This is a genomic window from Alcanivorax sp. IL3 (assembly GCF_047495465.1).
Classification (GTDB): domain Bacteria; phylum Pseudomonadota; class Gammaproteobacteria; order Pseudomonadales; family Alcanivoracaceae; genus Alcanivorax; species Alcanivorax jadensis.
Map to the genome: position 1 here is coordinate 3,391,154 of NZ_CP179931.1, position 22,526 is coordinate 3,413,679.

At 58.4% G+C, this 22,526-nt stretch carries 22 protein-coding genes; 8 read left to right on the plus strand and 14 right to left on the minus strand.

The genetic code is table 11. From position 1 onward, the window contains the following. Positions 1-125 precede the first annotated feature (125 nt). The 3 genes from ACMG4M_RS15795 to speA form a co-directional block, all read right to left on the minus strand. The gene (locus ACMG4M_RS15795) at positions 126-581 is read right to left on the minus strand and encodes a DUF4112 domain-containing protein (RefSeq protein ID WP_272997693.1); all 456 of its coding nucleotides are present in this window, start codon (positions 579-581) and stop codon (positions 126-128) included. Next, complete coding sequence (locus tag ACMG4M_RS15800) at positions 581-925, minus strand: Rieske (2Fe-2S) protein (protein WP_297764998.1); 345 nt, start codon at positions 923-925, stop codon at positions 581-583. Before ACMG4M_RS15800 ends, ACMG4M_RS15795 begins: the two co-directional genes overlap by 1 nt. A 252-nt stretch (positions 926-1,177) precedes the next feature. Next, a complete protein-coding gene (gene speA, locus ACMG4M_RS15805) occupies positions 1,178-3,058 on the minus strand; it encodes a biosynthetic arginine decarboxylase (protein ID WP_414430388.1) in 1,881 nt (626 codons plus the stop codon). 159 nt (positions 3,059-3,217) lie between these two features. Between speA and speE the strand changes: the two genes are divergently transcribed. Continuing rightward, positions 3,218-4,078 carry a polyamine aminopropyltransferase gene (gene speE / locus ACMG4M_RS15810; RefSeq protein WP_414430389.1) on the plus strand — a complete coding sequence of 287 codons (861 nt, stop codon included), beginning with the start codon at positions 3,218-3,220 and terminating at the stop codon, positions 4,076-4,078. A 360-nt stretch (positions 4,079-4,438) separates the two neighbouring features. On the opposite strand, the gene ACMG4M_RS15815 is transcribed toward speE, so the two are convergent. From ACMG4M_RS15815 to ACMG4M_RS15840, 6 genes are all read right to left on the minus strand, one after another. Beyond that, positions 4,439-6,700 carry a helicase HerA domain-containing protein gene (locus tag ACMG4M_RS15815; RefSeq protein WP_414430390.1) on the minus strand — a complete coding sequence of 754 codons (2,262 nt, stop codon included), beginning with the start codon at positions 6,698-6,700 and terminating at the stop codon, positions 4,439-4,441. A gap of 428 nt (positions 6,701-7,128) precedes the next feature. Continuing rightward, positions 7,129-7,428, minus strand: a complete 300-nt coding sequence (locus ACMG4M_RS15820) for a type II toxin-antitoxin system RelB/DinJ family antitoxin (RefSeq protein WP_414430391.1) — start codon at positions 7,426-7,428, stop codon at positions 7,129-7,131. A 147-nt stretch (positions 7,429-7,575) separates the two neighbouring features. After that, positions 7,576-8,601: a hypothetical protein gene (locus ACMG4M_RS15825; RefSeq protein WP_414430392.1), complete on the minus strand. Its 1,026-nt coding sequence runs from the start codon at positions 8,599-8,601 to the stop codon at positions 7,576-7,578. Positions 8,602-8,753: 152 nt separating this feature from the next. Further along, positions 8,754-9,836: a mechanosensitive ion channel family protein gene (locus ACMG4M_RS15830; RefSeq protein WP_414430393.1), complete on the minus strand. Its 1,083-nt coding sequence runs from the start codon at positions 9,834-9,836 to the stop codon at positions 8,754-8,756. Between the two features lie 213 nt (positions 9,837-10,049). Beyond that, positions 10,050-10,640, minus strand: a complete 591-nt coding sequence (locus ACMG4M_RS15835; protein WP_414430394.1) for a 2-hydroxychromene-2-carboxylate isomerase — start codon at positions 10,638-10,640, stop codon at positions 10,050-10,052. 194 nt (positions 10,641-10,834) lie between these two features. Next, positions 10,835-11,560, minus strand: a complete 726-nt coding sequence (locus tag ACMG4M_RS15840; RefSeq protein ID WP_414430395.1) for an SDR family oxidoreductase — start codon at positions 11,558-11,560, stop codon at positions 10,835-10,837. A 114-nt stretch (positions 11,561-11,674) separates the two neighbouring features. Between ACMG4M_RS15840 and ACMG4M_RS15845 the strand changes: the two genes are divergently transcribed. After that, positions 11,675-12,148 carry a winged helix-turn-helix transcriptional regulator gene (locus ACMG4M_RS15845; protein WP_414430396.1) on the plus strand — a complete coding sequence of 158 codons (474 nt, stop codon included), beginning with the start codon at positions 11,675-11,677 and terminating at the stop codon, positions 12,146-12,148. A gap of 123 nt (positions 12,149-12,271) precedes the next feature. On the opposite strand, the gene ACMG4M_RS15850 is transcribed toward ACMG4M_RS15845, so the two are convergent. Continuing rightward, complete coding sequence (locus ACMG4M_RS15850) at positions 12,272-13,198, minus strand: LysR family transcriptional regulator (RefSeq protein WP_414430397.1); 927 nt, start codon at positions 13,196-13,198, stop codon at positions 12,272-12,274. Between the two features lie 130 nt (positions 13,199-13,328). Between ACMG4M_RS15850 and ACMG4M_RS15855 the strand changes: the two genes are divergently transcribed. The 4 genes from ACMG4M_RS15855 (at position 13,329) to ACMG4M_RS15870 (ending at position 16,388) form a co-directional block, all read left to right on the plus strand. After that, complete coding sequence (locus ACMG4M_RS15855) at positions 13,329-14,177, plus strand: SDR family oxidoreductase (protein WP_084573397.1); 849 nt, start codon at positions 13,329-13,331, stop codon at positions 14,175-14,177. Beyond that, positions 14,177-14,854 carry a histidine phosphatase family protein gene (locus ACMG4M_RS15860; protein WP_414430398.1) on the plus strand — a complete coding sequence of 226 codons (678 nt, stop codon included), beginning with the start codon at positions 14,177-14,179 and terminating at the stop codon, positions 14,852-14,854. Before ACMG4M_RS15855 ends, ACMG4M_RS15860 begins: the two co-directional genes overlap by 1 nt. A 279-nt stretch (positions 14,855-15,133) precedes the next feature. Then, positions 15,134-15,886 (plus strand): SDR family oxidoreductase, encoded by a 753-nt coding sequence (locus ACMG4M_RS15865; protein WP_272997104.1) that lies wholly within the window; start codon positions 15,134-15,136, stop codon positions 15,884-15,886. 106 nt (positions 15,887-15,992) lie between these two features. Next, positions 15,993-16,388, plus strand: a complete 396-nt coding sequence (locus ACMG4M_RS15870; RefSeq protein ID WP_414430399.1) for an endonuclease domain-containing protein — start codon at positions 15,993-15,995, stop codon at positions 16,386-16,388. A 116-nt stretch (positions 16,389-16,504) separates the two neighbouring features. Here ACMG4M_RS15870 and ACMG4M_RS15875 read toward each other — a convergent pair whose 3' ends face one another. The 3 genes from ACMG4M_RS15875 to ACMG4M_RS15885 all read right to left on the minus strand — a co-directional run bounded on the left by ACMG4M_RS15875 (position 16,505) and on the right by ACMG4M_RS15885 (position 18,948). Next, positions 16,505-17,857, minus strand: a complete 1,353-nt coding sequence (locus tag ACMG4M_RS15875) for a DEAD/DEAH box helicase (protein WP_272963438.1) — start codon at positions 17,855-17,857, stop codon at positions 16,505-16,507. Between the two features lie 172 nt (positions 17,858-18,029). Next, a complete protein-coding gene (locus tag ACMG4M_RS15880; RefSeq protein ID WP_035245397.1) occupies positions 18,030-18,245 on the minus strand; it encodes a DUF1653 domain-containing protein in 216 nt (71 codons plus the stop codon). Next, complete coding sequence (locus ACMG4M_RS15885) at positions 18,238-18,948, minus strand: esterase/lipase family protein (RefSeq protein WP_414430400.1); 711 nt, start codon at positions 18,946-18,948, stop codon at positions 18,238-18,240. The genes ACMG4M_RS15880 and ACMG4M_RS15885 overlap by 8 nt, the downstream gene beginning before the upstream one ends. A 200-nt stretch (positions 18,949-19,148) precedes the next feature. On the opposite strand from ACMG4M_RS15885, the gene ACMG4M_RS15890 reads away from it, so the two are divergent. Beyond that, positions 19,149-20,642, plus strand: coding sequence for a flavin-containing monooxygenase (locus ACMG4M_RS15890; RefSeq protein ID WP_414430401.1), 1,494 nt, complete (start codon positions 19,149-19,151; stop codon positions 20,640-20,642). 70 nt (positions 20,643-20,712) lie between these two features. Continuing rightward, positions 20,713-21,267, plus strand: a complete 555-nt coding sequence (locus tag ACMG4M_RS15895) for an ATP-dependent zinc protease (protein WP_272963435.1) — start codon at positions 20,713-20,715, stop codon at positions 21,265-21,267. 180 nt (positions 21,268-21,447) lie between these two features. Here the strand turns inward: ACMG4M_RS15895 and ACMG4M_RS15900 are convergent, their stop codons facing one another. Then, positions 21,448-22,353, minus strand: a complete 906-nt coding sequence (locus ACMG4M_RS15900; protein WP_035245402.1) for a recombination-associated protein RdgC — start codon at positions 22,351-22,353, stop codon at positions 21,448-21,450. Positions 22,354-22,526: the final 173 nt, after the last annotated feature.

The following is a 22,526-nucleotide window of genomic DNA, read 5'->3' on the forward strand; positions in this document are numbered from 1 at the left end:
CGATCCGTGCTTTTCATAATTTTTAACGCAAGAGGCCGCGCCCTGATTATGGGCGCGGCCTCTTTGCTTTATGGACCAAAGGTCTGTTTCTCGGCGTTATTAATTATTCATTATTAACTATTCATTCAGAAAATCAGCGTCAGCCCACCGGTGACAACGGCAAACAGGATGGACAACCCGATCAGGGTCTTCCAGGGGAAAGGCGGTGGCGGTGGTTCCACCTCAAGCTGCTCTTCCAGATAGTTCTTCAACAGTTTGGTATTGCGGGTATTGGCCTTATAGATGGCATCAAAAGCATCGCCCACCACCGGCAACAGGCCACCGAGAAAATCGATACCCATGTTACGCAGCATGCGCAGCTTCACACCCTTGCTGGCACCGGCCCGCTGCGCTTCGATCAGCACATAGCTGGACAGTACCAAACCGGCGGCATCACCCACCAGGGGCACCAGGCCGATAATGGCCTCGGCACCGATCTGGAACTTGGTAAAAGGAATGCCGATGCTGCTGTCGGTAAAACGGCTGAACTTTTCCAGCCGCTCAAGCGTTGCCCGTTGCTGGGCTTCTGTCCTTGCTGCCATTACATCTCCACAAACAGGTGGCCGTCCTCTTCCGTGACCGGCCAGGTCTCCAGGGCTTTCTCACCCCGCACCACATTCAACAACTGCACGCCGGGCGGAAAATTGGCCCACTCGCTCACTTCACCGGTACGGATATCAAACCGCGCACGGTGCAACGGACATTGCACACACTTGTCTTCAAGAATCTTGCCCTTACCCAGCGACGCAAACATATGCGTACAACGGGCCTGAGTGGCATAGAAACCATCACTCAGGTGATACACCACCAGCTTCTTCTCACCGGCTTCCAAAGCACGGCTTTTCCCCTGGGGAATATCCTGGCTGGCACAGAGTTCATAACGCATCTTGCTCTCCTTGCTGGCTTGGAAAAATCAGTTGTGAGCGACGAGCTGCTAACCGCTAGCTACAACGCCGCTGTAGGAGCCCATGCTTGCATGGCGAACCGAGCGTAGCGAGGCGACAGAGATTCAAGGGCCTGACAATTCCATGAATAAAATCTGTCGAGCGCTGAAAGATCTGATCGCCCTGCGGGCAATTCCGCGTAAACGCGGTTCGCCATGCAAGCATAGCTCCTACAGCGGCTTCGTATCTCGTAGCTACTCCAGATAGGTATACCCGGCTAATCCCTCGCGTACCAGCCCGATAAACGTTTCCTGCTCGCCGTCGCTCAAATGCGCCTGGCGACAATGCTGTTCCAGAGACGCCAGCAGCTTGTCGGTATCGTAGTTCACGTAGCGCAGCACAGTGCTCACCGTGTCGCCCTGGATGGCGTGGCTCAGCTTGATGGTGCCATCGGCTTCCACGTCCACATCCACGGAATCCGTGTCGCCGAACAGGTTGTGCATGTCGCCGAGGATTTCCTGGTAGGCGCCCACCATGAAAATCCCCAGGTGGCCGTTGAGCTGTTCCGGCAGCGGCAGGGTAGCTTCCACGCCTTCGCCATCCACGAACTGGTCGATGCGGCCATCGGAATCGCAGGTAATGTCCTGGATCACCGCCCGGCGGGTGGCGGGCTTGTCCAGGCCGGACAGCGGCAGCACCGGGAACACCTGGTTGATGCCCCACACATCCGGCACCGACTGGAACACGGAGAAATTCACGAACAGCTTGTCCGCCAGGGTTTCGTTGAGGCTGTCGAGCAACTCGCGCTGCTGCTTGCGCAACGGGTTCAGGCGACCGCGCAGAGCCAGCAGGCAGTTGATATACAGCTGCTCACCACGGGCGCGGGTGCTCAGGCCCAGGTCACCGGCGATATAACGCTGGTGAATGTCCTGCCAGGCACCGGTCACTTCCGAGAACCGCTCCAGCAGATTGCCCGGCTCGCCGGCCAGGGCCTGTTGCAGCTCCCACAGCTGATGCAGCTCGGCCACATCGTCCGCCGCCGGCGCGTCCACCGCCACCGACGCCATCTGCTCCTGGTCGGTGATATTCACCAGCAGCACCGCATGGTGGGCGGTCAGCGCCCGGCCGGATTCGGAAATGATGTTGGGCTCCGGCAAACCGTGCTGGGCGCACTGCTGCTGCAGGGTCTGCACGATATGGCGGGCATAATCGCCCACCCCGTAGTTCATGGAGCAGTAGGAACGGGAATGGGTGCCTTCATAGTCCACCCCCAGGCCACCGCCCACATCCACGGTTTCCACCGCCGCGCCCAGGGCGCGCATCTCGGTGTAGTAGCGGGCCGCTTCGCGCATGCCCGCCTTGATGTCCTGGATATTGGCCACCTGGGAGCCCAGGTGGAAATGCAGCAGCTTCACGCAGTCCAGCCGCCCGGCGGCACGGCAATGCTCGATGGCCGCCATCAGCTGCGGCGCACTCAGGCCGAACTTGGACTTCTCGCCACCGGTGTTCTGCCAGTTGCCCTTGCTGATACTCATCAGCCGCACCCGCAGGCCGATACGCGGCGACACGCCCAGCTCGTCCGCCAGCGACAGTAGCGCCGGCAGCTCGGACATCTTCTCCACCACGATGTGCACGTGAAAGCCCAGCTTCTCGCCCATCAGCGCCAGGCGCAGGTATTCCGCGTCCTTGTAGCCGTTGCAGACGATGGTATCGCCCGGGTTGGACAGCGCCAGCACGGCCAGCAGCTCCGGCTTGGAACCCGCCTCCAGGCCGATACGCTCGCCATCTTCCCGGGCCCGCAGGATCTCGTGCACCACCCGGCGCTGCTGGTTCACCTTGATCGGGTACACCGGCGTATAACCGCCCTGGTACTGGTTCGCCTCGATAGCCTCACGGAAGGCCCCGGCCAGCAGCTTCACCCGCTGGCGCAGAATCCCGGAAAAGCGCGCCAGCACCGGCGCCCGCAACCCGGCCGCCCGGCAGTTTTCCAGCACCGCTTCCAGCGTGGCCTGGCCGCCCTGCTCGCCATTGGGCCGCACACACAGCTGGCCCTGGTCGTCGATACGGAAGTAGCTGTCGCCCCAGCGATCCACGTTATAGATGTCGCTGGCGGGTACGGGAGATCTGTCGGTCATTACCTGTCCTGAATAAGGGTGTCGTCTGGGGGCATTATGCCTGCCGGGGCGCCGCACTCGCACCCCTTTTTCCTGCTTTGACAGGGGCACGATAGGACTTACAATCGCGACTATCGTTCACCCGTCGAACATCCCCATTTGCCTCCACCGGAACCGCCCATGAGCAGCACCAAAGACAACTGGTTTTACGAGCACTTCGACACCGCCGGCACCGCCTTCGGCCTGCGCCTCAAGCAGAAGCTGGAAGAAGTGCAGACCGAATATCAGCACATCGAGATGTGGGAAACCGACACCTTCGGCTACCTGATGACCATCGATGGCGCCACCATGCTCTCCACCCGCGACAACTTCCTCTACCACGAGATGATGTCGCACCCGGTGCTGTTCAGCCACGCCAACCCCAAGCGCGTCATCATCATCGGTGGCGGCGACTGCGGCACCCTGCGTGAAGTGCTGCGCCATCCCAGCGTGGAAAAAGCCACCCAGATCGACATCGACGAAATGGTCACCCGCTACTCCGAGAAATACTTCCCGGAACTGTGCGAGTCCAACAACGACAGCCGCGCCGAACTGTTATTCGAAGACGGCGTGCAATACATGCGCAACTGTGAAGACGGCAGCGTGGACGTGATCATCGTGGATTCCACCGACCCGGTGGGCCCGGCAGAAGGCCTGTTCAAGGCCGACTTCTTCCGTGATTGCTACCGCGTACTGGCCGAAGGCGGCATCATCGTTCAGCAGTCCGAATCCCCGCTGCTGCACAGCGATACCATCATCAAGGACCTGCACGCCAACATGCGCGAAGCGGGCTTCACCACCACCCAGACCCTGCCCTTCCCGCAGCCGGTCTACCCCAGCGGCTGGTGGAGCTGCACCCTGGCCGGCAAGAACACCGACGTGAGCGAATTCCGGGAAACGGACGCCACCGGCAAAGGCTTTGAGACGAAGTATTATTCAGCGGCGATTCATAAGGGGGCGTTGGTGATGCCGCCGTTTATGGAGAAGGCGATTAAGGGCTAGGAGCTGCAAGCTGCAAGCTGCAAGCTGCAAGAAAAAGAATGCCCTTGTCTTCGTTGGAAGCAAGGGCATTTTCGTTTAGATATACCGACCACCAGGAGCCAGAAGCGCACGGGGAAAGACCTGACCCTCGTTATCTCTCCCGGGAGAAAAAAGGGGTCTCTGAGGGTCGTCTTTGCGCTGGTGCGTGGCATGGCCCGTTTGCACCACTGGGGGTCATATCTTGCCTTGTGCTACCTGAGGCACGGGCAAGACCTGCCCTCATTCAGCAAACACCGGCCTGGTGAAGTTGTCTGATTTTTTGGGCACAAAAAAGATGACAGCCTTACCAAGCCCGAGTGCTTTGACTTGATACACGTTTTTTCAGAACGGCACATCATCATCGAACTCAGGTTCTGGTTGTTCTTGAGCAGGAATAGCGTCTACCTGAGAAAATACAGGCGGTCGATGCCGCCCTCTATATGATCTCAAAAAATCATCTCTATTGTTTACTTTCATCAGAACTGGGTTTTCACAGCTAGACCCTCTACCAAAGAAGACTGCATGACGCTCTTTTACTGAGGACAAAGATTGAGCGTAATCATTTCCGATATAATTACCTAGAAAGCCCTTCCCAGTATCATCAAATGTACGCATAGCAAATATAGTATTACATTGATTGAGGATAGTTTTCGTAACGTTTGCGGTCCTCTGCGTAATGAGCAAGCATCCAAGCCCAAACTTTCTTCCTTGAAGAATTGCTCTAGCTGTTCCACTAGTCGCGTGCTTATCACCTTCTGCAACAACAGAGTTCCATTCTGGAACAAGCGAATGGGCCTCTTCATAGACTAAACAAATTCTAGCACGGTCTGACATTTCGGCAGATAGAATATCAAGAACAGTCTCTGATACAATTTTGGTGATTTCTACAGGGGTAACACTAAATAGTGGAGCACCGCGCTGCCACTGCCCGCCAGCTTGAAAGTTCCCTGGCGCCCTTTCTTGGCGTGTCGCAACAAACTCTGCTGGGTTATAAATTTTTAGAAGGTGCCCATCTGTGTTGTTAATAAACCCATTTAAATCTTCGAAAAATGCATTCTTCAAATTAGGCAAGCTACCGCCTTGCTCCGGATTTTCCTGCCACGCATCTCGATCCTGATCAGTAGCAGCTCTTAGCCTTTGAAGACATGCCTCTTCATAAGGAGCGTTATAGTAGTCTGACAACTCCGAAGAATATTGATCCGTTAGATCTAGACATACAACTTTTATTCCCTCTGACATCATCCTCTCTAGCAACTCTATTGCGAGCATAGACTTTCCTACACCAAGAATTCCAAGGATCGCCGTATTATGAGTTACTAAATGATTTATATTTCCAATTTTTACTTGGTAGTTGCTATCAGGAAAGTGGCCTATAGTGTCTGGTTCGATAGCGTAGTTTTCTTGTGCCTCAAGATATACCGGCTCATTGATGTTGGGCAGCCAACTAAACTGAGTGAATTTTCTCTGCTCTTCGTTCCAAACACCGATCTGTTGAGCTTGTGCTCGCAAATAACCATAAGTATTTTTTTTATGTACAGCTTCTTCTCTGGTCAAACCGCCAACAATTTGGTAAAGAACCTTTTTCCCTTGTATATTTACGGATACAAGGCGCCCTTCTTCAATATCTGAATTATCAACGACTTCAAAGAATAACCTTTCAATTGAAGAATCGGGTGCGACAATACCAACAACGCTATCGCCGGATGCCAAATCTATGCTTTCTAATGCACAGATTTCTTGAAGATATTCATCTTCAATTGCCGCAGCCGAGTCATTTTCAACAACCGAATCTAGCTCTTTATATTGTCCAGATTGGAGGCGTCTAATTTCAACTGATCGAGTTAGAACACCATTATCCCGCCCGACTAAATCAAGTGTAAGAGCCAACTTAGAATTGGAATGTCTATCTTTTACGTAGACGATTTTCTTAAGCGGTAAATCGTTATCTTTAGCTTGACGAAGCAAAATAATATTTGGCTGCTGGTAAGCAGCAATTTCTGCAACGATAGATACGCTCCGACCTATATCAGTCGTTTTCCTAATCCTGTTGAATGTCTTAACTAAAAAATCACCAGCCGACATAGCTACTGTAAGCAATATAGCTATAGATATTAGTATTAACTCATGTGGCTCTCCTATGTGATAGGAATACATTGCAAATATAATAATTGGAGTGTAGATGACTTGAGGCTTTGCAAATACCTCAAGAAATATCCGAATTTTATTTGAGGCCTCTTGTAGCCTTTCATCACCCCAATTATTCAGAACTATAGCTAACAGGGAAAAGATTAAAACCAACCCAGACAATGATGATACCGAAAAAAATGCAACCTTAGTCTCGACAGGCCACTCAGTCCAACTATTAACAAGCATTAGTGATACAAATGCAGGGACTGAATATGAAATAGCATCAACAGGTTTTACATAAAACGGGGTTACTATTTTTGAACCAACTAGAACGCTGAGTAATGCAGCGTAAAACCAGAATCCACTATCCCCTACTGGTGGGTATAAGCTGCCAAATGCTATGGCGCAAATAATTAAAAGCAGAAAAAGATCTATCCCTAATGATACGACCCTTTCTTTTTGGGAAAGCTTATTCATCTATGAAATCCATTTTTTGGTTGATACTTCATGTAGTGACATAAATATAACGCCAGAGCGCGCCGGCGTACTTTAATACGTCCGAGTGACGCGACTTTTTATACTTTCTCCGCATCCAGCCGAGGTTTAATGAACTCATAAATTTCTTCAAATCCGGGTGACTGGGGTCAGGTCTTGCCCCGTGCGCCGAGCCAAAAAGGAGGGATAATCATAGAAGCCAGCCCAGGCCAGCATAAGGATAAACAGACAGGCATCCCTTCCCCCGATTCGCTTTCGCAGGCCATGCCACCCTGGCTGACCGATTTTTATTTGTGATCCAGTTCCGAATCTACACAATCTTGGCGGACAAGGAAACGCAGAGGGAAAGGCAATTGATAGTTGAGAATTGATAACGCAAAGGCAAAAACTCCAGCGACGCTGGTCGCCATTCAACTTTTACCACCACGCTTCCTTTCGATTAATGCCTGCACGTCATCCATGACCTGCTCATGAGTTTCAGAGGGGCGGGTATCCTCCATGGCTTCGCGGACTTTGGCCTTGAACCAGGCGTCGTAGGCATCCGGGTCAGCGGTCAGCCCGGCGGGCAAGGCGCCTTCCTTGACCACACGAGTCAGCAGAATACGCACTGCATCGGAAATCGACAGCCCCACGTTGCCGAGCTTTTCGGCGGCGTCTGCTTTCAGTTTGTCGTCGATGCGGACATGCAACATTGAAGTCTGGGTAGCCATATCGTTTTCCTCCTGACCTTAATGGTGTATCTCAATTGAGATACGGTCAAGTTTTGGGCGGCTTCCTGGCTGGCTATGGGAAGCGTTGGCCCTTCGCTTTGCGAGCAAAGCTCCAACGGATGATTGGGGTTGGTGATGGCCGGGCGGCTAGGTTTCGGGGATCACTGCCGGTTTATCCAGGAACAGGGCGGTGCGGATCAGGTCCACGTAGATCTGTTCCTTGCCGCCGTGACTGAGCAGGGACAGGGATTCCCCGTTGCGCAGGTTCAGCTGAATCTGGCTGTTTACGAAGCTGCGTTCGCCGGTGGTGAGTACCTGGTTGAGCTGGACGGATTCCACTTCATTGAACGCCAGGGTGCGGTTGTCGCCGGGCAGGGTGATGGTTTGTTGGCGGCGGTCCAGGCGGGCGTTGCTGGTGGTGGAGAACAGCACGAACAGACCGGCCAGGGTGAAGGAGATGGACAGCATCAGCGCCTGCATGGTGCCGCCCCACGTCATCTGCGCGAAGGGAATATGGGACACGAACAGGGCGTCGGCAATGTAGTAGAGCTCCACCGCCAGGCCACCCTGTGGGGCGATCAGAAAGGCCAGGCCCATGCCACTGAGTGCCCGGCTGCGGGTGATGCGTAACAAGTCGGCCTTGGCCGGTTTGATGCGGGCGGTGACGAAGTTGCTGCCGCCGCGAACGGGGGCCGCATTGTTGCGGTAGGCGCCGGGATCAAGCAGCAGGCCGGGGATGTCGCGGGGATTGCTTGCCAGCCACTGCTTCTCTTCGCGGGTAAGCGCCTTGCTGGGGCGCACCAGCAGGCAGACCCCCAGCACCACCATGGCAATACCCAGAAAGGCATACCCCACCCAGGTGCGCAGCAGCCCGCGATAGAGCTGGGCGGAATGGGTTTGCTGGCCGTCGACGACCTTTTCCAGGCCATCGAGGGTTTTCTGCAGGTGGGCGATCAGCCAGCGGTCGTGGTCGCTGAGGGAGGGCTTGGCCTGGGTGCGGGCAATGCGGTCGCGGATTTCATCGTACTTCTGCCGTTGTTTCTGCTGGCTTTCCTGCATCATGGTGACGGCACGCTGCTGGGCCTGCCAGGAATCTTTGGCCTTGCTGACCGCGCCGCCCACCACTATCGCGATAAACGCGGCAATCAATACACCGTAAACCCATTTCAGCATCAGCCCGCATCCGTCAGCGACAAAAGATCGGCGACGATAGCAAATAATTGCGTATTTTGCAGGCGAGGCATCGCAACGGGTGCGAGGGGACGGAGGAGTAAGGACGGGCCGCAAACGGCGATGAGCGCGTTGTTGCTTGCGGCCTTATTGAATCAGGGCAACACGCTGGCCTGGCCGGTTGGCTCCTGCGGCTCTTCCAGCTGGCCACGATAGCGGGGCAGGTACTGGGGAAAGCGTTTCTGGATAAAGGCGATCATGTCTTCGCGGATGGAACACCTGAGGTTCCACAGGGTGGTGGAATTTTTGGCGCTCATCAGGAAGCGGATCTGTATGGCTTTTTCCCCGGCTTCCACGACCTGAACGGTGCCGGTGGAACCATCCCACTCCGAGGCCTCTTCCAGCAGGCGATAGAATTCCTCACGTAACGGCTCGATGGGGATACCGTAATCTGCCCAGATCAGGGTGCTGCCGATCTGGTCGGCGGTATTGCGTGACCAGTTCTGGAAGGGGTTTTCGATAAACCATTGCAGCGGTACCACCAGACGGCGCAGGTCCCACACTCGCAGGACCACATAGGTGGCCGTGACTTCTTCCACCCAGCACCATTCGCCCTGCACAAACATGGCGTCATCGATGCGGAAGGGTTGGGTGAGTGCGATCTGCATGCCCGCCAGCAGGTTGCTGAGTACCGGGCGGGCGGCAAAGCCGAGGATAATGCCGCCGATACCGGCGGAGGCCAGCAGGCTGGTGCCGATCTGGCGGACGGAATCGAATGTCATCAGGGCGGCACCGGTGCCGACCAGTACAATGACGATATTCAGGCAGCGAACCAGAAAGCGGGTCTGGGTTTCCACCTTGCGTGCCCGCTTCCATTCGTTTTCGTAGGCCGGGTTCAGTTTGACGATGACGTCGCCAATGGCGGAGGTGAAACCCACGGCGGTCCAGGTAAGGGCAATGATCAGCAGCAGTGTGGTGCCGTGGCGGATCTGTGCCAGCCAGGGAAGCTCTTCGGGCACGGTATGCAGCACACTGCTCAGGGCGATAAGGGCTAACGACACACCAATGGCCCGCGCCGCCGCGTCAAAGAAGATGCGACCGACGGAGGCAGACTGGGCAAAACGGCCAATCAGGTAGACCAGCGCCTTATAGACAAGCAAACCGGCAATGATGGCAAGCAAGGCCAGCCCTGCAGCATCTACCCACGCAACCAGAGCATCCTGAATCATCTGCTGCATATGTCCCCCGCCAAGGCGTCACCGACTCCTTGGTAACTTAACAGGGGCAATGGGGGCAGGTCTTCCCCCGATTTACTTTCGAAGCCGACGCCGGTTCGCATGTCGCAGATCCCCTTGGGGGCAAGCATAGCTCCTACAGAGGCAAGCTACGTCCGCACCGGACATTCGACTCCTGTTTTTTGATTTTCACTATTAACTATTCACTGTTAACTATTAACTGCCTTTCAATTCTTCTTCCACAAAATCCAGCCGGTCCTGCCCGAAGAACATCTCATTGCCCACGAACAGGGTCGGCGCGCCAAACACGCCACGCTTTACGGCGGCTTCGGTGTTGGCTTTGAGCTGTTCTTTCACGTCATCGCTGGCGGCTTTTTCCAGCCAGGCTTGCGCATCCAGGCCGGCGGCGGTGAGCACGCGGATGATTTCTTCCGGCTCGGAGAGTTTGCAGGGCTCGCGCCACATGGCGTTGTAGAGTGCGGCGATCACGGCGTCCTGTTCCGGGGTGCCGATGGCGGCGGTGATGATGCGCATGGGGGTGATGGTGTTCACCGGAAAGTGCGGGTTCATGGTGAGTGGCACTTGGTAACGCGCGGAGTAGCGGGCCAGGTCGCGCATCATGTACATGCCTTTGGCGGGCACGGCACCGGGCGGGTTGTTGCCGGTAGCCTTGAAGATGCCGCCCAGCAGCACGGGCACATACACCAGCTCGGCACCGGTGCGCTCGCACAGGGCAGGCAGTTGGCTCCAGGCCAGGTAGGCGGTGGGGCTACCTACGTCGAAGAGGAATTCGATTTTTTGGGTCATGGGGTTTTCCTTTCAGGAATTTCCGTAGGAGCGTCGCTGGCGGCGCGATTCCAGACGTTGGGTTATCGCGCCGCGAGCGACGCTCCTACGGCAGGGGGTTGTGGGAGAGCATGCTTGCATGCCGAATTGCCGGGCAGAGCCCTTCGTGATGCAAGCATCACTTCCCACAAAAAACGTGTTGCTTGCAGCGTTAATCAAAACGTTTCCATCCACGGACGCAGGTCGATTTCGTGGGTCCAGGCGTCGCGGGGTTGTTGGTGGAGCATCCAGTAGGTGTCGGCGATGTGTTCCGGGTTGAGGATGCCGCCCTGCTCTTTCTGGGCATACTTGGCCGGGAAGTTGTCGCGGATAAAGGCGGTGTCGATGGCGCCGTCGATGATGGGGTGGACCACGTGGATGCCTTCCGGCCCCAGTTCCCGGGCCATGCTCTGGGCCAGGGCGCGCAGGGCAAACTTGGCGCTGGCGAAGGCGGAAAAGCCCTTTCCGCCGCGCAATGAGGCGGTGGCGCCGGTGAAGATGATGGTGCCCTTGTTGCGCGGCACCATCACACGGGCGGCTTCGCGGCCCGCCAGGAAGCCGGCGAAGGCGGCCATTTCCCAGACCTTGCGGTAGACCCGGGCGGTGGTCTCGCGGATGGAGAAGAACACGTTGGCGCCGATATTGAACACTACCACCTCCACCGGCCCGACCTCGTTCTCGATGGTGTCGAACAGCGCCACCATCTGCTCTTCGTCGCGGGCATCGCAGCCGAACAGGCGGGCCTTGCCACCGGCGGCTTCGATCTCCTGCACCAGGGGCGCCAGCGCCTCTTCAGTACGGCGGGTAACGCAGACGGTATAGCCTTCGCGGGCAAAGCGTTTGGCGATGGCACCGCCGGTGGCATCGCCGGCACCGATGATAACGGCAACAGATTCTGGCATGGAGCCTCCCGATTTCAGTGGACCAACAGTTGGTTCCTATTTGGAACTTATAGTCGGTTCTTTTTGAGAACCCGTCAACCCGGTATGATCAAAGCACGTTCACGGAGGTTTAGCATGCGCTGGCAAGACATCGATCAACAGCCCTGTTCCCTGGCCCGCACCCTGGCCATTATCGGCGACAACTGGACGCTGCTGGTGCTGCGCGACTGCTTTATGGGCGTGCGCCGCTTCGATGATTTCCAGCAACGCCTGGGCGTCACCCGCCATGTGCTCAGCGATCGCCTGCGCAAGCTCACCGAGGGCGGAGTGCTCGACAAGGTGGCCTACCAGGAACGCCCCCTGCGCCACGAATACCGGCTGACAGCCATGGGCAAGGAACTGTACCCGGTGATCGTGCACCTGGCCCAGTGGGGCGACAAGCACCTGGCCGGCGAACACGGCGCCCCCCTCACCCGCTACCACCGCCAATGCGGCGAACCCCTGGAAGCGCAACTGCAATGCAGCCATTGCGGCGACGTGGTGAAGCGCACGGATATTCGGGTGGAAGAAAACCCGTATTGGGCCGGGCAGATTTTAGTGAACAGTTAATAGTTAACAGTGAACAGCTCGCGGGGAAGGTTTTCTTTGCCTGCAACCATAGAGGCCGCGCCCATCGCTGGGACGCGGCCTCTATGCTTTGGGCAACACTGGCGCGATACCGCGCGCTGTTAACTATTCACTGTTAACTGTTAACTGCTCCTGCTGTTCCTTCAACAACCCCAACACCCTCTGCCGCAACCAGCTATGGGCCGGGTCGGCGCTTTGGTCGCGGTGCCAGTAGAGGTGCATTTCCAGGCCGGGCAGGTCGGCGGGGAAGGATTTGATCACCATGCCCTTGCGGGACAGGCGCCCGGCCAGGGTGGCCGGTAGGGTGAGCAGCAGGTTGGTGTGCTGCACGGTGCTGATGGCCGCCTGGTAGTGCTGGCAGCGCAGGCGGATATGGCGCCGGTAGCCCTGCCGGGCCAGGCCGAAATCTTCCAGCCCCGGCCCTTCGCGGCGGGACGACACCAGCACATGCTGGGCGGCCAGGTAGCTTGGCAGATCCATCTCTGCGGCCAGCTCGTGGCCCTCGCGCATCATCACCACCAGCGGCCCGCTGAGTACCGGCACATGCTCGATGGATTCCGGCAGGGCCAGCATCACGTCGCAGGCCAGATCCAGGCGGCCGCTGGCCAGCTCAGTGGCCATCTGCTTTCGGCTGATAGTAAGTGATTGCAAACGTACCCCGGGGGCGTCTTCCATCAGCTGCGCCATCAGCGACGGCAGCAGGCAGCCTTCCAGGCCATCGCGCAGGCCCAGCACGAAGGTGCGCTCCGCCTCGCTGGCATCGAAACCGCCTTCATCACTCAAGCAGCGCTGGAAGCCGCCCAGGGCATGGCGCACCGGGCTGACCATGGCCCGGGCCCGGGCGGTGGGCACCATGCGGCTGCCCTGGCGCACGAACAAGGGGTCATCCAGGCGGTCGCGCAGGCGCCCCAGGGCGTGGCTCACCGCCGGCTGGGTCAGGTTGAGCACCTTGGCGGCGCGGGTCAGGGAGCCCTCGGTGTAGATGGCATCGAAGACCACGAAAAGATTGAGATCGAACCGCGAAACATGCATGGCGTTTATCATTGATCATTGCGAGGATTCATTGGATTTATTGAAACGCCGTCACTAGCATCGGTCAATGGATAAGACCCCGGATCTCGGCGGGTCGACGCCTGACGCACAATCCGCGACCGAAACCACCATGACCACAGGACACACCATGAGCCAGACCCCACAACGCATCCTGATCACCGGCGGCGCCTCCGGGCTGGGGCGCGCCATGGCCGAGGCCTGGCTGCGCGATGGCGCCCGGGTACTGATCGGCGATGTGAATCAGGAGCGCGCCGCAGAGACCCTGGCGGCCCTGAAGGATCTGCCCGGCGAGCTGCAGTTCCAGTATCTGGATGTGCGCGACGCGGCCAGCTTCAACAATGCCCGCGAATGGCTGGAGCAGAACTGGGGTGGCGTGGATGTGCTGGTGAACAATGCCGGGGTGGCCGGTGCCGCCCGTATTGATCGCGGCGACATGGCCGACTGGGACTGGATTTTCGATATCAACGTGAAGGGCGTGGTGCGCGGCTGCAAGGTGTTCGTGCCGATGATGAAGCGCCAGGGTCACGGCCATATCGTCAATATCGCCTCCCTGGCCGGGCTGCTGCACGCGCCGGTGATGGGCAGCTATAACGTGACCAAGGCCGGGGTGATTTCCCTGTCCGAGACTCTGCGCTTCGAGCTGGCGCCTTACGGCATTCATACCACGGTGGTGTGCCCGGGCTTCTTCCGCACCAACCTGCACGAGTCCATGCGCACCCCGGAACCGGGCATGATCGAAACGGTGGACAAGCTGCTCTCCAGTGACGAGCTGACTGCCGACCAGATCGCCGAGATGATCAAGAAGGCGGTGGCCAAACAGCAGTTCTTCCTGCTGCCCCACAAGAGCGGTCGCCGGGCCTACTGGATGAAGCGCTTTCTGCCGTTTGTGTTCAACCGGGTGATGCTGAAAGGCGCCGAGCGACTGCAGGGCAAACTGGAAAAAGCGGAGAAAGCCTGATGCCGGTGATCTACCTGATCCGCCATGGCCAGGCCAGCTTCGGCAAGGAAGATTACGATCAGCTGTCCGATGTGGGCTGGGAGCAGAGCCGCATTCTCGGCCGTGCCCTGCAGAATCAGGATCTGGGGGTGCCCCGCGCCATCTGCGGCACCATGCGCCGCCATGTGGAGACGGCGGAAGCGACCCTGGGGGAACTGGGCCTGGCAAAGGAATGGCACACGGATACCGGCTTCAACGAATACAACCACAGCGAGCTGCTGGCCGTGGACTGGCCCCTGGCCACCGACCGGGCGGCACTGACACAGTGGCTGGCCGAGCAGGAACACCCACGCAAGGTATTCCAGGCCCGATTCGAGCAGGCCCTGCGTCGCTGGCAGACCGGTGACGGCGATTACAGCGAAAGCTGGCCCGCCTTTCGCGAGCGCGTGCTGGCCAGCACCTACAGCCTGGGCAACAGCCTGAGCAGCGGCGACAGCGCCCTGGTGTTCACCTCCGGCGGCGCCATCAGCGTGATCATCCAGCGCTTGATGGGCCTCACCGACGAGGCCCTGATAACCTGGAACCGCACCCTGATCAACACCAGTGTGACCCGCGTGCTTGTGAATGCCGGCAAGCCAAGGCTAGTCTCGGTGAACGAACATCTGCATCTGCCGAGCGAGCAGGTGACGTATCGATAGACGCGACCTGATAACCTCAACATTTCTACAACGCCTATGTAGGAGCACCGCTTGAGGTGCGAACCGCGCGCCAGCGCGGAAATCGTCCGCAGGACGATCAGGATCCCAGCGCTCGACAGGTTTCAGAAAACATCGGCGAGCGACACAAACGTTGTCGCCTCGCTTCGCGAGGTTCGCGCCTCAAGCGGCTGTATTCGCTACGCTCACCCTGCGGGCCGACTTACAGTCGTTACTACGCTACGCTTCGTTCCTACAGCAGCCATTAGCAAGGGGATAACAATGCCGACACGCAAGAATATTCTAATCACCGGTGCCAGCTCCGGGTTGGGCGAAGGGATGGCGCGATTGTTTGCGGCCATGGGGCGCAACCTGGCGTTGTGTGCCCGGCGCATGGACCGGCTGGAAACCTTGAAGGCCGAGCTGGAGGAAAAACATCCGGGCATTACCGTGCTGATCAAGCCGCTGGATGTGAACGATTACGATCAGGTGTTTGCGGTGTTCGATGCGTTCCGCACGGAAATGGCGGGTATTGATCGCGTCATCATCAACGCCGGCATGGGCAAGGGCCAGCCGCTGGGCACCGGCTACTTCTACGCCAACCGGCAGACCGCGGAAACCAACTTCGTAGCGGCGCTGGCGCAGACCGAAGCGGCCATGGAAATCTTCCGCGCCCAGAACAGCGGCCATCTGGTGATGATTTCCTCCATCAGCGCCATGCGCGGCATGAAGAAAAACCTCACCACCTACGCCGCCACCAAGGCCGGTGTGGCCATGCTGGCCGAAGGCCTGCAAGTGGAATTGCAGAATTCCCCGATCAAGGTGACCACTATCTTCCCCGGCTTCATCCGTTCCGAGATCAACGAGAAGGTGAAGAACACGCCTTTCCTGGTAGACACGGAAACCGGCTGCAAGGCACTGGTGAAAGCCATCGAAAAAGAGCCGAAGAATGCGTCGGTGCCAGGCTGGCCCTGGGGACCGCTGGGGTTTGCTATGCGGAATTTGCCGTTAAAGATGGTTGGGAAGATGATGTAGGCAGCAGCTCAAACCAGCGCCATCTATTAGGTCCCCTCTCCCTTGAGGGGAGAGGGACAGGGATAGGGTGAAACTACAACGTGCAGGAAGCACAAAAGGCAAAGTAATGGACTACCGTCACCGCTTCGCAAAGGATTTGCGAACCCGCATGACAGACGCCGAACGCTTGCTATGGAAACACTTGCGAGCCCATCGGCTAAATGGACAGAAATTCCGTCGCCAGCAGCCGGTAGGCCCTTATATCGTTGACTTCGTCCACCTCGGGGCGAGGCTAGTGATTGAGGCTGACGGAGGTCAGCACAATGATAATGCGGCGGATCAGGAACGTGATGACTGGCTAAACGCGGAAGGCTATCGCGTGATGCGATTCTGGAACAATGACATCCTGCAGAATACTGATGCGGTTCTGGAAGAAATCTTCAAGGCCGTCTCACCCTCTCCCTGTCCCTCTCCCCTCAAGGGAGAGGGGACCCTCCAGGAAGGCCCTAAAGGAAACGATTAACTCACCCACTTCGTTGCTATTCAGAATGAATCTTTACCGATAATCGCGGGCAAAACGTTTTCGTTTACCTACCCTATTGCCCGCGTTGCAACTTTAAACTTTAAACTTGTAACCCTTCAATCAATCGACCCAGGATTCTTCCGCTTCTTCACGGTCGCAAAGCCGCTATTGGTATCCGGCACTGCCGGCTTGTTAGTGCGCGAATTTTTCTTCGCTACCGGTTTCTTTCTGGCTGGCTTTTTGCCTTTTTTGGCATCTTCCTTTTTCTTCATTTTTTTCTTTTTACTGCCGGCGGCCTTGCCGTTGGACTTGAGGTTTTTCGGGCCCAGGAAGTTGCCTTTCAGGGCTTCGATCAGGCGGTATTCGAAGTTCTGCCGCAGGTAGCGCTGGATGCCTGCCATCAGGTTCCATTCGTGGGCGGCGATCAGGGAGATGGCGGTGCCATCGCCGCCCACCCGGCCGGTGCGGCCGATGCGGTGGACGTATTCGTCGCCACTGCGCGGCATGTCGAAGTTGATTACCAGGTCCAGGCCGTCCACGTGGATACCGCGAGCAGCCACGTCGGTGGCGACCAGCACTTTCACGGCACCGGCCTTGAGGCGGTCCATGGCCAGCTTGCGGTCTTTCTGATCTTTTTCACCGTGCAGCACGAACACTTTCAGGTTGGAGGCCACCAGCACGCCCCCCATACGGTCGGCCTGTTCGCGGGTGTTGGTGAACACCACGGCCTTGTCGTAGGTTTCATTGGCCAGCAGCCACTGCACCAGACGTTCCTTGTGTTTCACGTCGTCGGCGGTGATCACCTGCTGAACCACGGATTCGTTCAGGTCACGCACGGAATCCAGCATCAGGGACTTGGGATCGCGCAGGGTGGAGGCGACCATTTTCTCCATGGCATTGCCACCGCTGGTGGCGGAGAACAGCAGGGTCTGACGCTCGGCACGGCATTCTGCGGCCAGGCGCAGTACGTCGTCGCTGAAGCCCATGTCCAGCATGCGGTCGGATTCGTCCAGCACCAGCATTTCCAGATCCTGCAGGCGCAGGTTGCCGGCTTCCAGATGCTCGATCAGGCGCCCCGGGGTGCCGATGAGGATTTCCGGGTTCTTGCGCATCTTGGCGGCCTGCACCTTGAAGTCTTCACCACCGGTGACCAGCTCCGCCTTGATAAAGGTATAGCGCCCCAGCGCTTCCACCTGCTTGAGGGTCTGCTGGGCCAGCTCGCGGGTGGGGAGCAGGATCAGGGCGCGGGTGTCGGTACGCGGCCGCGAGTGCTGCATCAGCTGGTGCAGCATGGGCAGCATGAAGGCGGCGGTCTTGCCGCTGCCGGTGCGGGCGACCACACGCAGGTCGTGGCCGGCCAGGGCCTCGGGAATGGCTGAGGCCTGGACAGGCGTGGGGGTGGTGATTTCCAGTTCACCGAGTGCCCGGATCAGGCGCTCGTGCAAATTGAGGTCGGCAAAAGTGGTCATGCAATGGGCTCCGCTATCGAGGGGCCATTGTAACGACTATCTTGGCGAATGACTGCCTTATTGCTGTAGGAGCTATGCTTGCATGGCGAGAAAGGTTCTGTTTCCTGCAAACGCATTGTGAACCTGACAGCCATTCGCCATGCAAGCATAGCTCCAACGGGGACGGGGAGGGCTAATCGCCCACCCGGGCGAAGCGCGGCTGGACCTTGCCGTCGCGCTCCACGGTTTCGGTGAACATGGCCAGGGGGCGTACCCACAGGGCCTGGTCGCCGTAGAGCGGACGATAGACCACCAGGGTGTCGCCGGTTTCGGAATGGGTGGCGGTGCCGATAACCTGGTATTCGTTGCCCTTGAAGTGCCGGTAGCGGCCCGGTTGCAGATCACTCATTGCCGGTCTCCGGGCAGCGGGCCAGGCGCTCGGCAATGGCCGCCAGCACCTGGGGATTCCAGGGCAGGCCCACATGGGTGCCCTGCACTTCCACATTATCGGTAAGCGGCCCCTCTTCTTCCTGGCTGCATTGCCAGGACACGATGCCGTCTTGTTTGGTGAAAATGGCGGTACAGGGCACCGGCGGCGCCGGAATACGGGCCTCGAAAGCCTCACGATCCGGTGGCGGGCGCCTGGGGTTGAAGAGGTTGAACAGGGAGGTGACGTTGTTGGCTTCCGGGTCACCATTGATGGGACTGCCCAGGGTGAACACTTGGCTGACCCGCTCCGGGTAGGCCCGCGCCAGTTCGCGGGCAAACACGCCGCCCAGGCTCCAGCCGATCAGCGCCACGGGCTGGCCGTGACGGGTATGGATCGCCTGCAGCTGACTGACCAGCATGGCCTTGCGCTTGCTGTTCATGCCCAGGTTGGTGCCCTGGGCCCAGCCGTAAACGCTGTAACCCAGCCGGCTCAGGCCCCGACGCAGCGGCCGGGTACTCACATCGCTGGCGCCAAACCCGGGCAGCACCAGCACAGGCTGGCCACGGCCGGCGGGCAGCTGACGATGCCCCAGGCCTCGCAGCAGGTAACGGCCATAGGCCAGCATGGCCCGGCTTTCTCCCAGCAACAGCCCCAGGGAGGGCGCGGATGGCTTGTCTGTCATCGCAAATTCCTCATTTCTCTCTGCCCCCATCGTAACCGGCGTGGCGGTGACCACCTTGGTCATGACGCGAGCAGAAGGCGCGCGCGGGTCATGGCGCTTCGGCTTTGTTTATCGTCGGTAACGGTGTGCTGGCAATGCGCAACAGCTGTGGCCGGGTCTGAGTCCTTACGCCATGATGGTGATAACCAGGGAGGTGCACAATGAGCAAAAATAAGAATGCTACCCGGGCAGACCACCAGGTAATTGTGGTGGGCGCCGGGTTCTCCGGACTGTGTATGGCGATTCAGCTCAAGGAAGCCGGGTACGATGATTTCGTGGTGCTGGAAAAAGCCGCGGATATCGGTGGTACCTGGCGGGACAATATCTACCCGGGCTGCGCCTGCGATGTGCCCTCCCATCTGTACTCCTACTCCTTTGCCCCCAACCCGCGCTGGTCGCGGATGTTTGCCCCCCAGCAGGAAATCTGGGATTACCTGAAACGCTGCGCCGACAAGTTCGGGGTCACCCCGCACATGCGCTTCAACTGCGAGGTGGAGCGGGCGGTCTACGACGAACAGAAGCAGATCTGGCATGTGACCACCCATGACGGCACCGAGCTGACCACCTGGATTTTTGTTTCCGGCATCGGCGCGCTGAGCATCCCCGCTTATCCAAAGCTACCCGGGGTGGAGAACTTCCAAGGCGAGGCCTTTCACTCCGCCCGCTGGAACCATGATTACGATCTCACCGGCAAACGTGTGGCGGCGGTCGGCACCGGCGCCAGTGCCATCCAGTTTGTGCCGCGCATTGCCCCCGAGGTGGAGCAGCTGGATCTTTACCAGCGCACCCCGCCCTGGGTGCTGAGCAAGCCGGACAGGCGCATGACGAAAATTGAAAAGCTGCTGTTCAAGACCCTGCCGGTGACACAGAAACTGTTTCGGGGCGGCATCTACTGGTGGATGGAAAGCCGGGTGCTGGGCCTGGCAGTGGACCCGCGCGCCATGAAGCTGGCCGAGCTGTATGGCCGCCACTTTATCCGGCGCAACATCAAGGACAAGGAACTGCGCAAGAAAGTCACCCCGGATTACACCATCGGCTGCAAGCGCATTCTCATGTCCGATGAATATTACCCGTCACTGAATCGCGACAATGTGGCGGTGCTCACCGACGGCATTCAGGAAGTGAAGGCCCACAGCATTGTTGATGGTCAGGGCGTGGAGCGCGAGGTGGATTGCATTATCTACGGCACCGGCTTCAAGGTCTCCGACCCCATCGGCCCCATGCAGATCATCGGCAAGGGCGGCGAGGAAATTCGCGACACCTGGGACGAGACCGGCATGGAAGCCTACCTGGGCATCTCGGTGAGCGGCTTTCCCAATTTCTTCATGCTGCTGGGACCCAATACCGGGCTGGGGCATACCTCCATCGTGTTCATGATCGAGGCACAGGTGAACTACGTGATGCAGGCGGTGAAAAAACTGCTTGGTGAGGGCGGCGGCTCTTTGGACGTGAAACCGGAGGTGCAGGCAGGATTCAACCGGCGCCTGCAGGCGCAACTGGATGATGCGGTATGGTCTTCCGGTGGCTGTGAGAGCTGGTACCTGGACGAATTCGGCAAGAACCGTACCCTGTGGCCCAGCTTCACCTTCCAGTACTGGATGCGCACCCGCAAGTTCGAGCCGGACAAGTACCAGTTCGAGCCCGAATCGGTCTGATCGGGACACCCGGGGAACCCGGCGGCAGGCATCCTGTCCTAACGAAGACCCGAATCATCAAGGAGATGCCATGCCTCGCCTGACACTTGCCCTGTTCCCCGCCCTGCTACTGCTGGCCGGCCAGACCTTCGGCGCCGATCGCCCGGTATTCGGCTGGGTGGAAAAGACCACTATCGAGCCTTGGGGGGTGGAGCTGAAGGCGAAGCTGGACAGCGGCGCCCTGACCTCATCCCTGCACGCCACGGATGTGGAAGTATTTGAAAAAGAGGGCGACGACTGGGTGCGCTTTACCGTGGGTGTGCGCGATGAAGCCAGCGGTAAAAAGATGGAAAAAACCTTCGAGAAGCCCCGTTACCGCAAGGTGCTGATCCGCGGTGCCGGTGGAGTTGATCGTCGCCCGGTGGTGTTGATGAATCTGTGCATGGGCAACACCATCTATGAAGAGCAATTCACCCTGAACGACCGCTCGGACATGATCTACCCGGTACTGCTGGGTCGCCGCACACTGTCCCACCTAGGGTACCTGGATGTGACACAGACCTTCACCCATTCCCCGGACTGCGATGAAGGCTCCATCGTCAAACTGGACAAGGACCAGGAAGACGACAAGGATATTGATGACTGATGTCACCCTCCTCTTGTAGGAACCGAGCTCGCGAAGGTAACAGCCGCAGGCTGGCCCGAAGGGTGAGCGCAGCGAATAACGCCGCTTGAGGCGCGAACCGAGCGAAGCGAGGAAGGCTTTCGCAAGTACGTTCGCGCCTCAAGCGGCGCTCCTACAGGGGAAAGTTGAGCCGCTTTCCGGTTACGCCGGATTCACCTCGAAATAACCGAACAGCCCATCCAGCGCCTCGCGCAGCACATTGCCCTGCAGGCTGATGCGCGCCTGCAGTTCTGCCACCGCATCGTCCGCATCCATGGCGTCGATATTTTCCTGTAGAAGATCCAGCGCCTTGATGCGCTTGATCTCCAGCTTGTCGTTGATATCCAGCTCCAGGGAATCCTGCCAGGCCAGGTTGATGCGGGTGGCCACCATGCCGGTTTCCAGGTGGGCGAGGATTTCTTCCTGGCCCAGGTCCACGGCGGTGAATTTCACGGCGGCGCCTTCGTCCTTGGTGCCTTTCAGCTCGCAACGATCACCCAGGGTGAAGCCTTCCGGCAACAGCTTGGTGTCTTTCAGCCAGTTGCTGAAGCTGGTGTAGGGGGCGGAGTTGGGGGCCGGATACGCTACCGGCAGAGTGCCGATGGCCTTGCGCAGACAAGCCACCACTTCTTCGGCACGGCTGGCGGACGAGGCATCCACCATCACCCGCTTGCGCTCAGTATCGATCAGCAAAGAAGTACGGCGGGAGCGAGTGAAGGCGCGGGGCATCAGCTCGAAGGTGATCTGCTCTTTCAGATCCGCCTTTTCCTTGCGACCCACCTTGCGGCCTTCCTCGTCCTGGATGTGCTCCACTTTCTCGTCGAGCAGCTCCTTGATCACCGGCCCGGGCAGCAGGCGCGAGGTTTCCTGGTAGGTGCAGTAGATAAAGCCGTCCACCGCATAGACCATGGGGTCCTGCCCTTTCAGGGGCGGCACAAAACCTTCCGTGCGCAGGGTCTGGGAGCCACAGGGCTGGCAGCGGTTCTGGTCCAGGGTTTCATCGAGCTCGGCCACGGAGGAAGGAAAGGCCTCTTCGCCCACAAACACAACCAGATTCTTGATCCACATAAACAGGTTCCAAGCAGGGGGCGACGAGAAAAGGCGCCGCCGAAATAGAAGGGTTGGCCACAGTAGCGAAATGGCCCAAGCGGCTCAAGCGCTCATTCCGGAGAATCGGACAGCAATCCGGCAGGAACTGCGGCGCCTGTTAAGGGTCACTGTCATTAGGCTATTTCCGGCTG

What these genes read in the sequence shown, in the direction of transcription:
- ACMG4M_RS15795 (WP_272997693.1), bottom strand. Translation starts at nt 581, where the DNA reads ATGGCAGCAAGGACAGAAGCCCAGCAACGGGCAACGCTTGAGCGGCTG.
- ACMG4M_RS15800 (WP_297764998.1), bottom strand. Translation starts at nt 925, where the DNA reads ATGCGTTATGAACTCTGTGCCAGCCAGGATATTCCCCAGGGGAAAAGC.
- speA (WP_414430388.1), bottom strand. Translation starts at nt 3,058, where the DNA reads ATGACCGACAGATCTCCCGTACCCGCCAGCGACATCTATAACGTGGAT.
- speE (WP_414430389.1), top strand. Translation starts at nt 3,218, where the DNA reads ATGAGCAGCACCAAAGACAACTGGTTTTACGAGCACTTCGACACCGCC.
- ACMG4M_RS15815 (WP_414430390.1), bottom strand. Translation starts at nt 6,700, where the DNA reads ATGAATAAGCTTTCCCAAAAAGAAAGGGTCGTATCATTAGGGATAGAT.
- ACMG4M_RS15820 (WP_414430391.1), bottom strand. Translation starts at nt 7,428, where the DNA reads ATGGCTACCCAGACTTCAATGTTGCATGTCCGCATCGACGACAAACTG.
- ACMG4M_RS15825 (WP_414430392.1), bottom strand. Translation starts at nt 8,601, where the DNA reads ATGCTGAAATGGGTTTACGGTGTATTGATTGCCGCGTTTATCGCGATA.
- ACMG4M_RS15830 (WP_414430393.1), bottom strand. Translation starts at nt 9,836, where the DNA reads ATGCAGCAGATGATTCAGGATGCTCTGGTTGCGTGGGTAGATGCTGCA.
- ACMG4M_RS15835 (WP_414430394.1), bottom strand. Translation starts at nt 10,640, where the DNA reads ATGACCCAAAAAATCGAATTCCTCTTCGACGTAGGTAGCCCCACCGCC.
- ACMG4M_RS15840 (WP_414430395.1), bottom strand. Translation starts at nt 11,560, where the DNA reads ATGCCAGAATCTGTTGCCGTTATCATCGGTGCCGGCGATGCCACCGGC.
- ACMG4M_RS15845 (WP_414430396.1), top strand. Translation starts at nt 11,675, where the DNA reads ATGCGCTGGCAAGACATCGATCAACAGCCCTGTTCCCTGGCCCGCACC.
- ACMG4M_RS15850 (WP_414430397.1), bottom strand. Translation starts at nt 13,198, where the DNA reads ATGCATGTTTCGCGGTTCGATCTCAATCTTTTCGTGGTCTTCGATGCC.
- ACMG4M_RS15855 (WP_084573397.1), top strand. Translation starts at nt 13,329, where the DNA reads ATGACCACAGGACACACCATGAGCCAGACCCCACAACGCATCCTGATC.
- ACMG4M_RS15860 (WP_414430398.1), top strand. Translation starts at nt 14,177, where the DNA reads ATGCCGGTGATCTACCTGATCCGCCATGGCCAGGCCAGCTTCGGCAAG.
- ACMG4M_RS15865 (WP_272997104.1), top strand. Translation starts at nt 15,134, where the DNA reads ATGCCGACACGCAAGAATATTCTAATCACCGGTGCCAGCTCCGGGTTG.
- ACMG4M_RS15870 (WP_414430399.1), top strand. Translation starts at nt 15,993, where the DNA reads ATGGACTACCGTCACCGCTTCGCAAAGGATTTGCGAACCCGCATGACA.
- ACMG4M_RS15875 (WP_272963438.1), bottom strand. Translation starts at nt 17,857, where the DNA reads ATGACCACTTTTGCCGACCTCAATTTGCACGAGCGCCTGATCCGGGCA.
- ACMG4M_RS15880 (WP_035245397.1), bottom strand. Translation starts at nt 18,245, where the DNA reads ATGAGTGATCTGCAACCGGGCCGCTACCGGCACTTCAAGGGCAACGAA.
- ACMG4M_RS15885 (WP_414430400.1), bottom strand. Translation starts at nt 18,948, where the DNA reads ATGACAGACAAGCCATCCGCGCCCTCCCTGGGGCTGTTGCTGGGAGAA.
- ACMG4M_RS15890 (WP_414430401.1), top strand. Translation starts at nt 19,149, where the DNA reads ATGAGCAAAAATAAGAATGCTACCCGGGCAGACCACCAGGTAATTGTG.
- ACMG4M_RS15895 (WP_272963435.1), top strand. Translation starts at nt 20,713, where the DNA reads ATGCCTCGCCTGACACTTGCCCTGTTCCCCGCCCTGCTACTGCTGGCC.
- ACMG4M_RS15900 (WP_035245402.1), bottom strand. Translation starts at nt 22,353, where the DNA reads ATGTGGATCAAGAATCTGGTTGTGTTTGTGGGCGAAGAGGCCTTTCCT.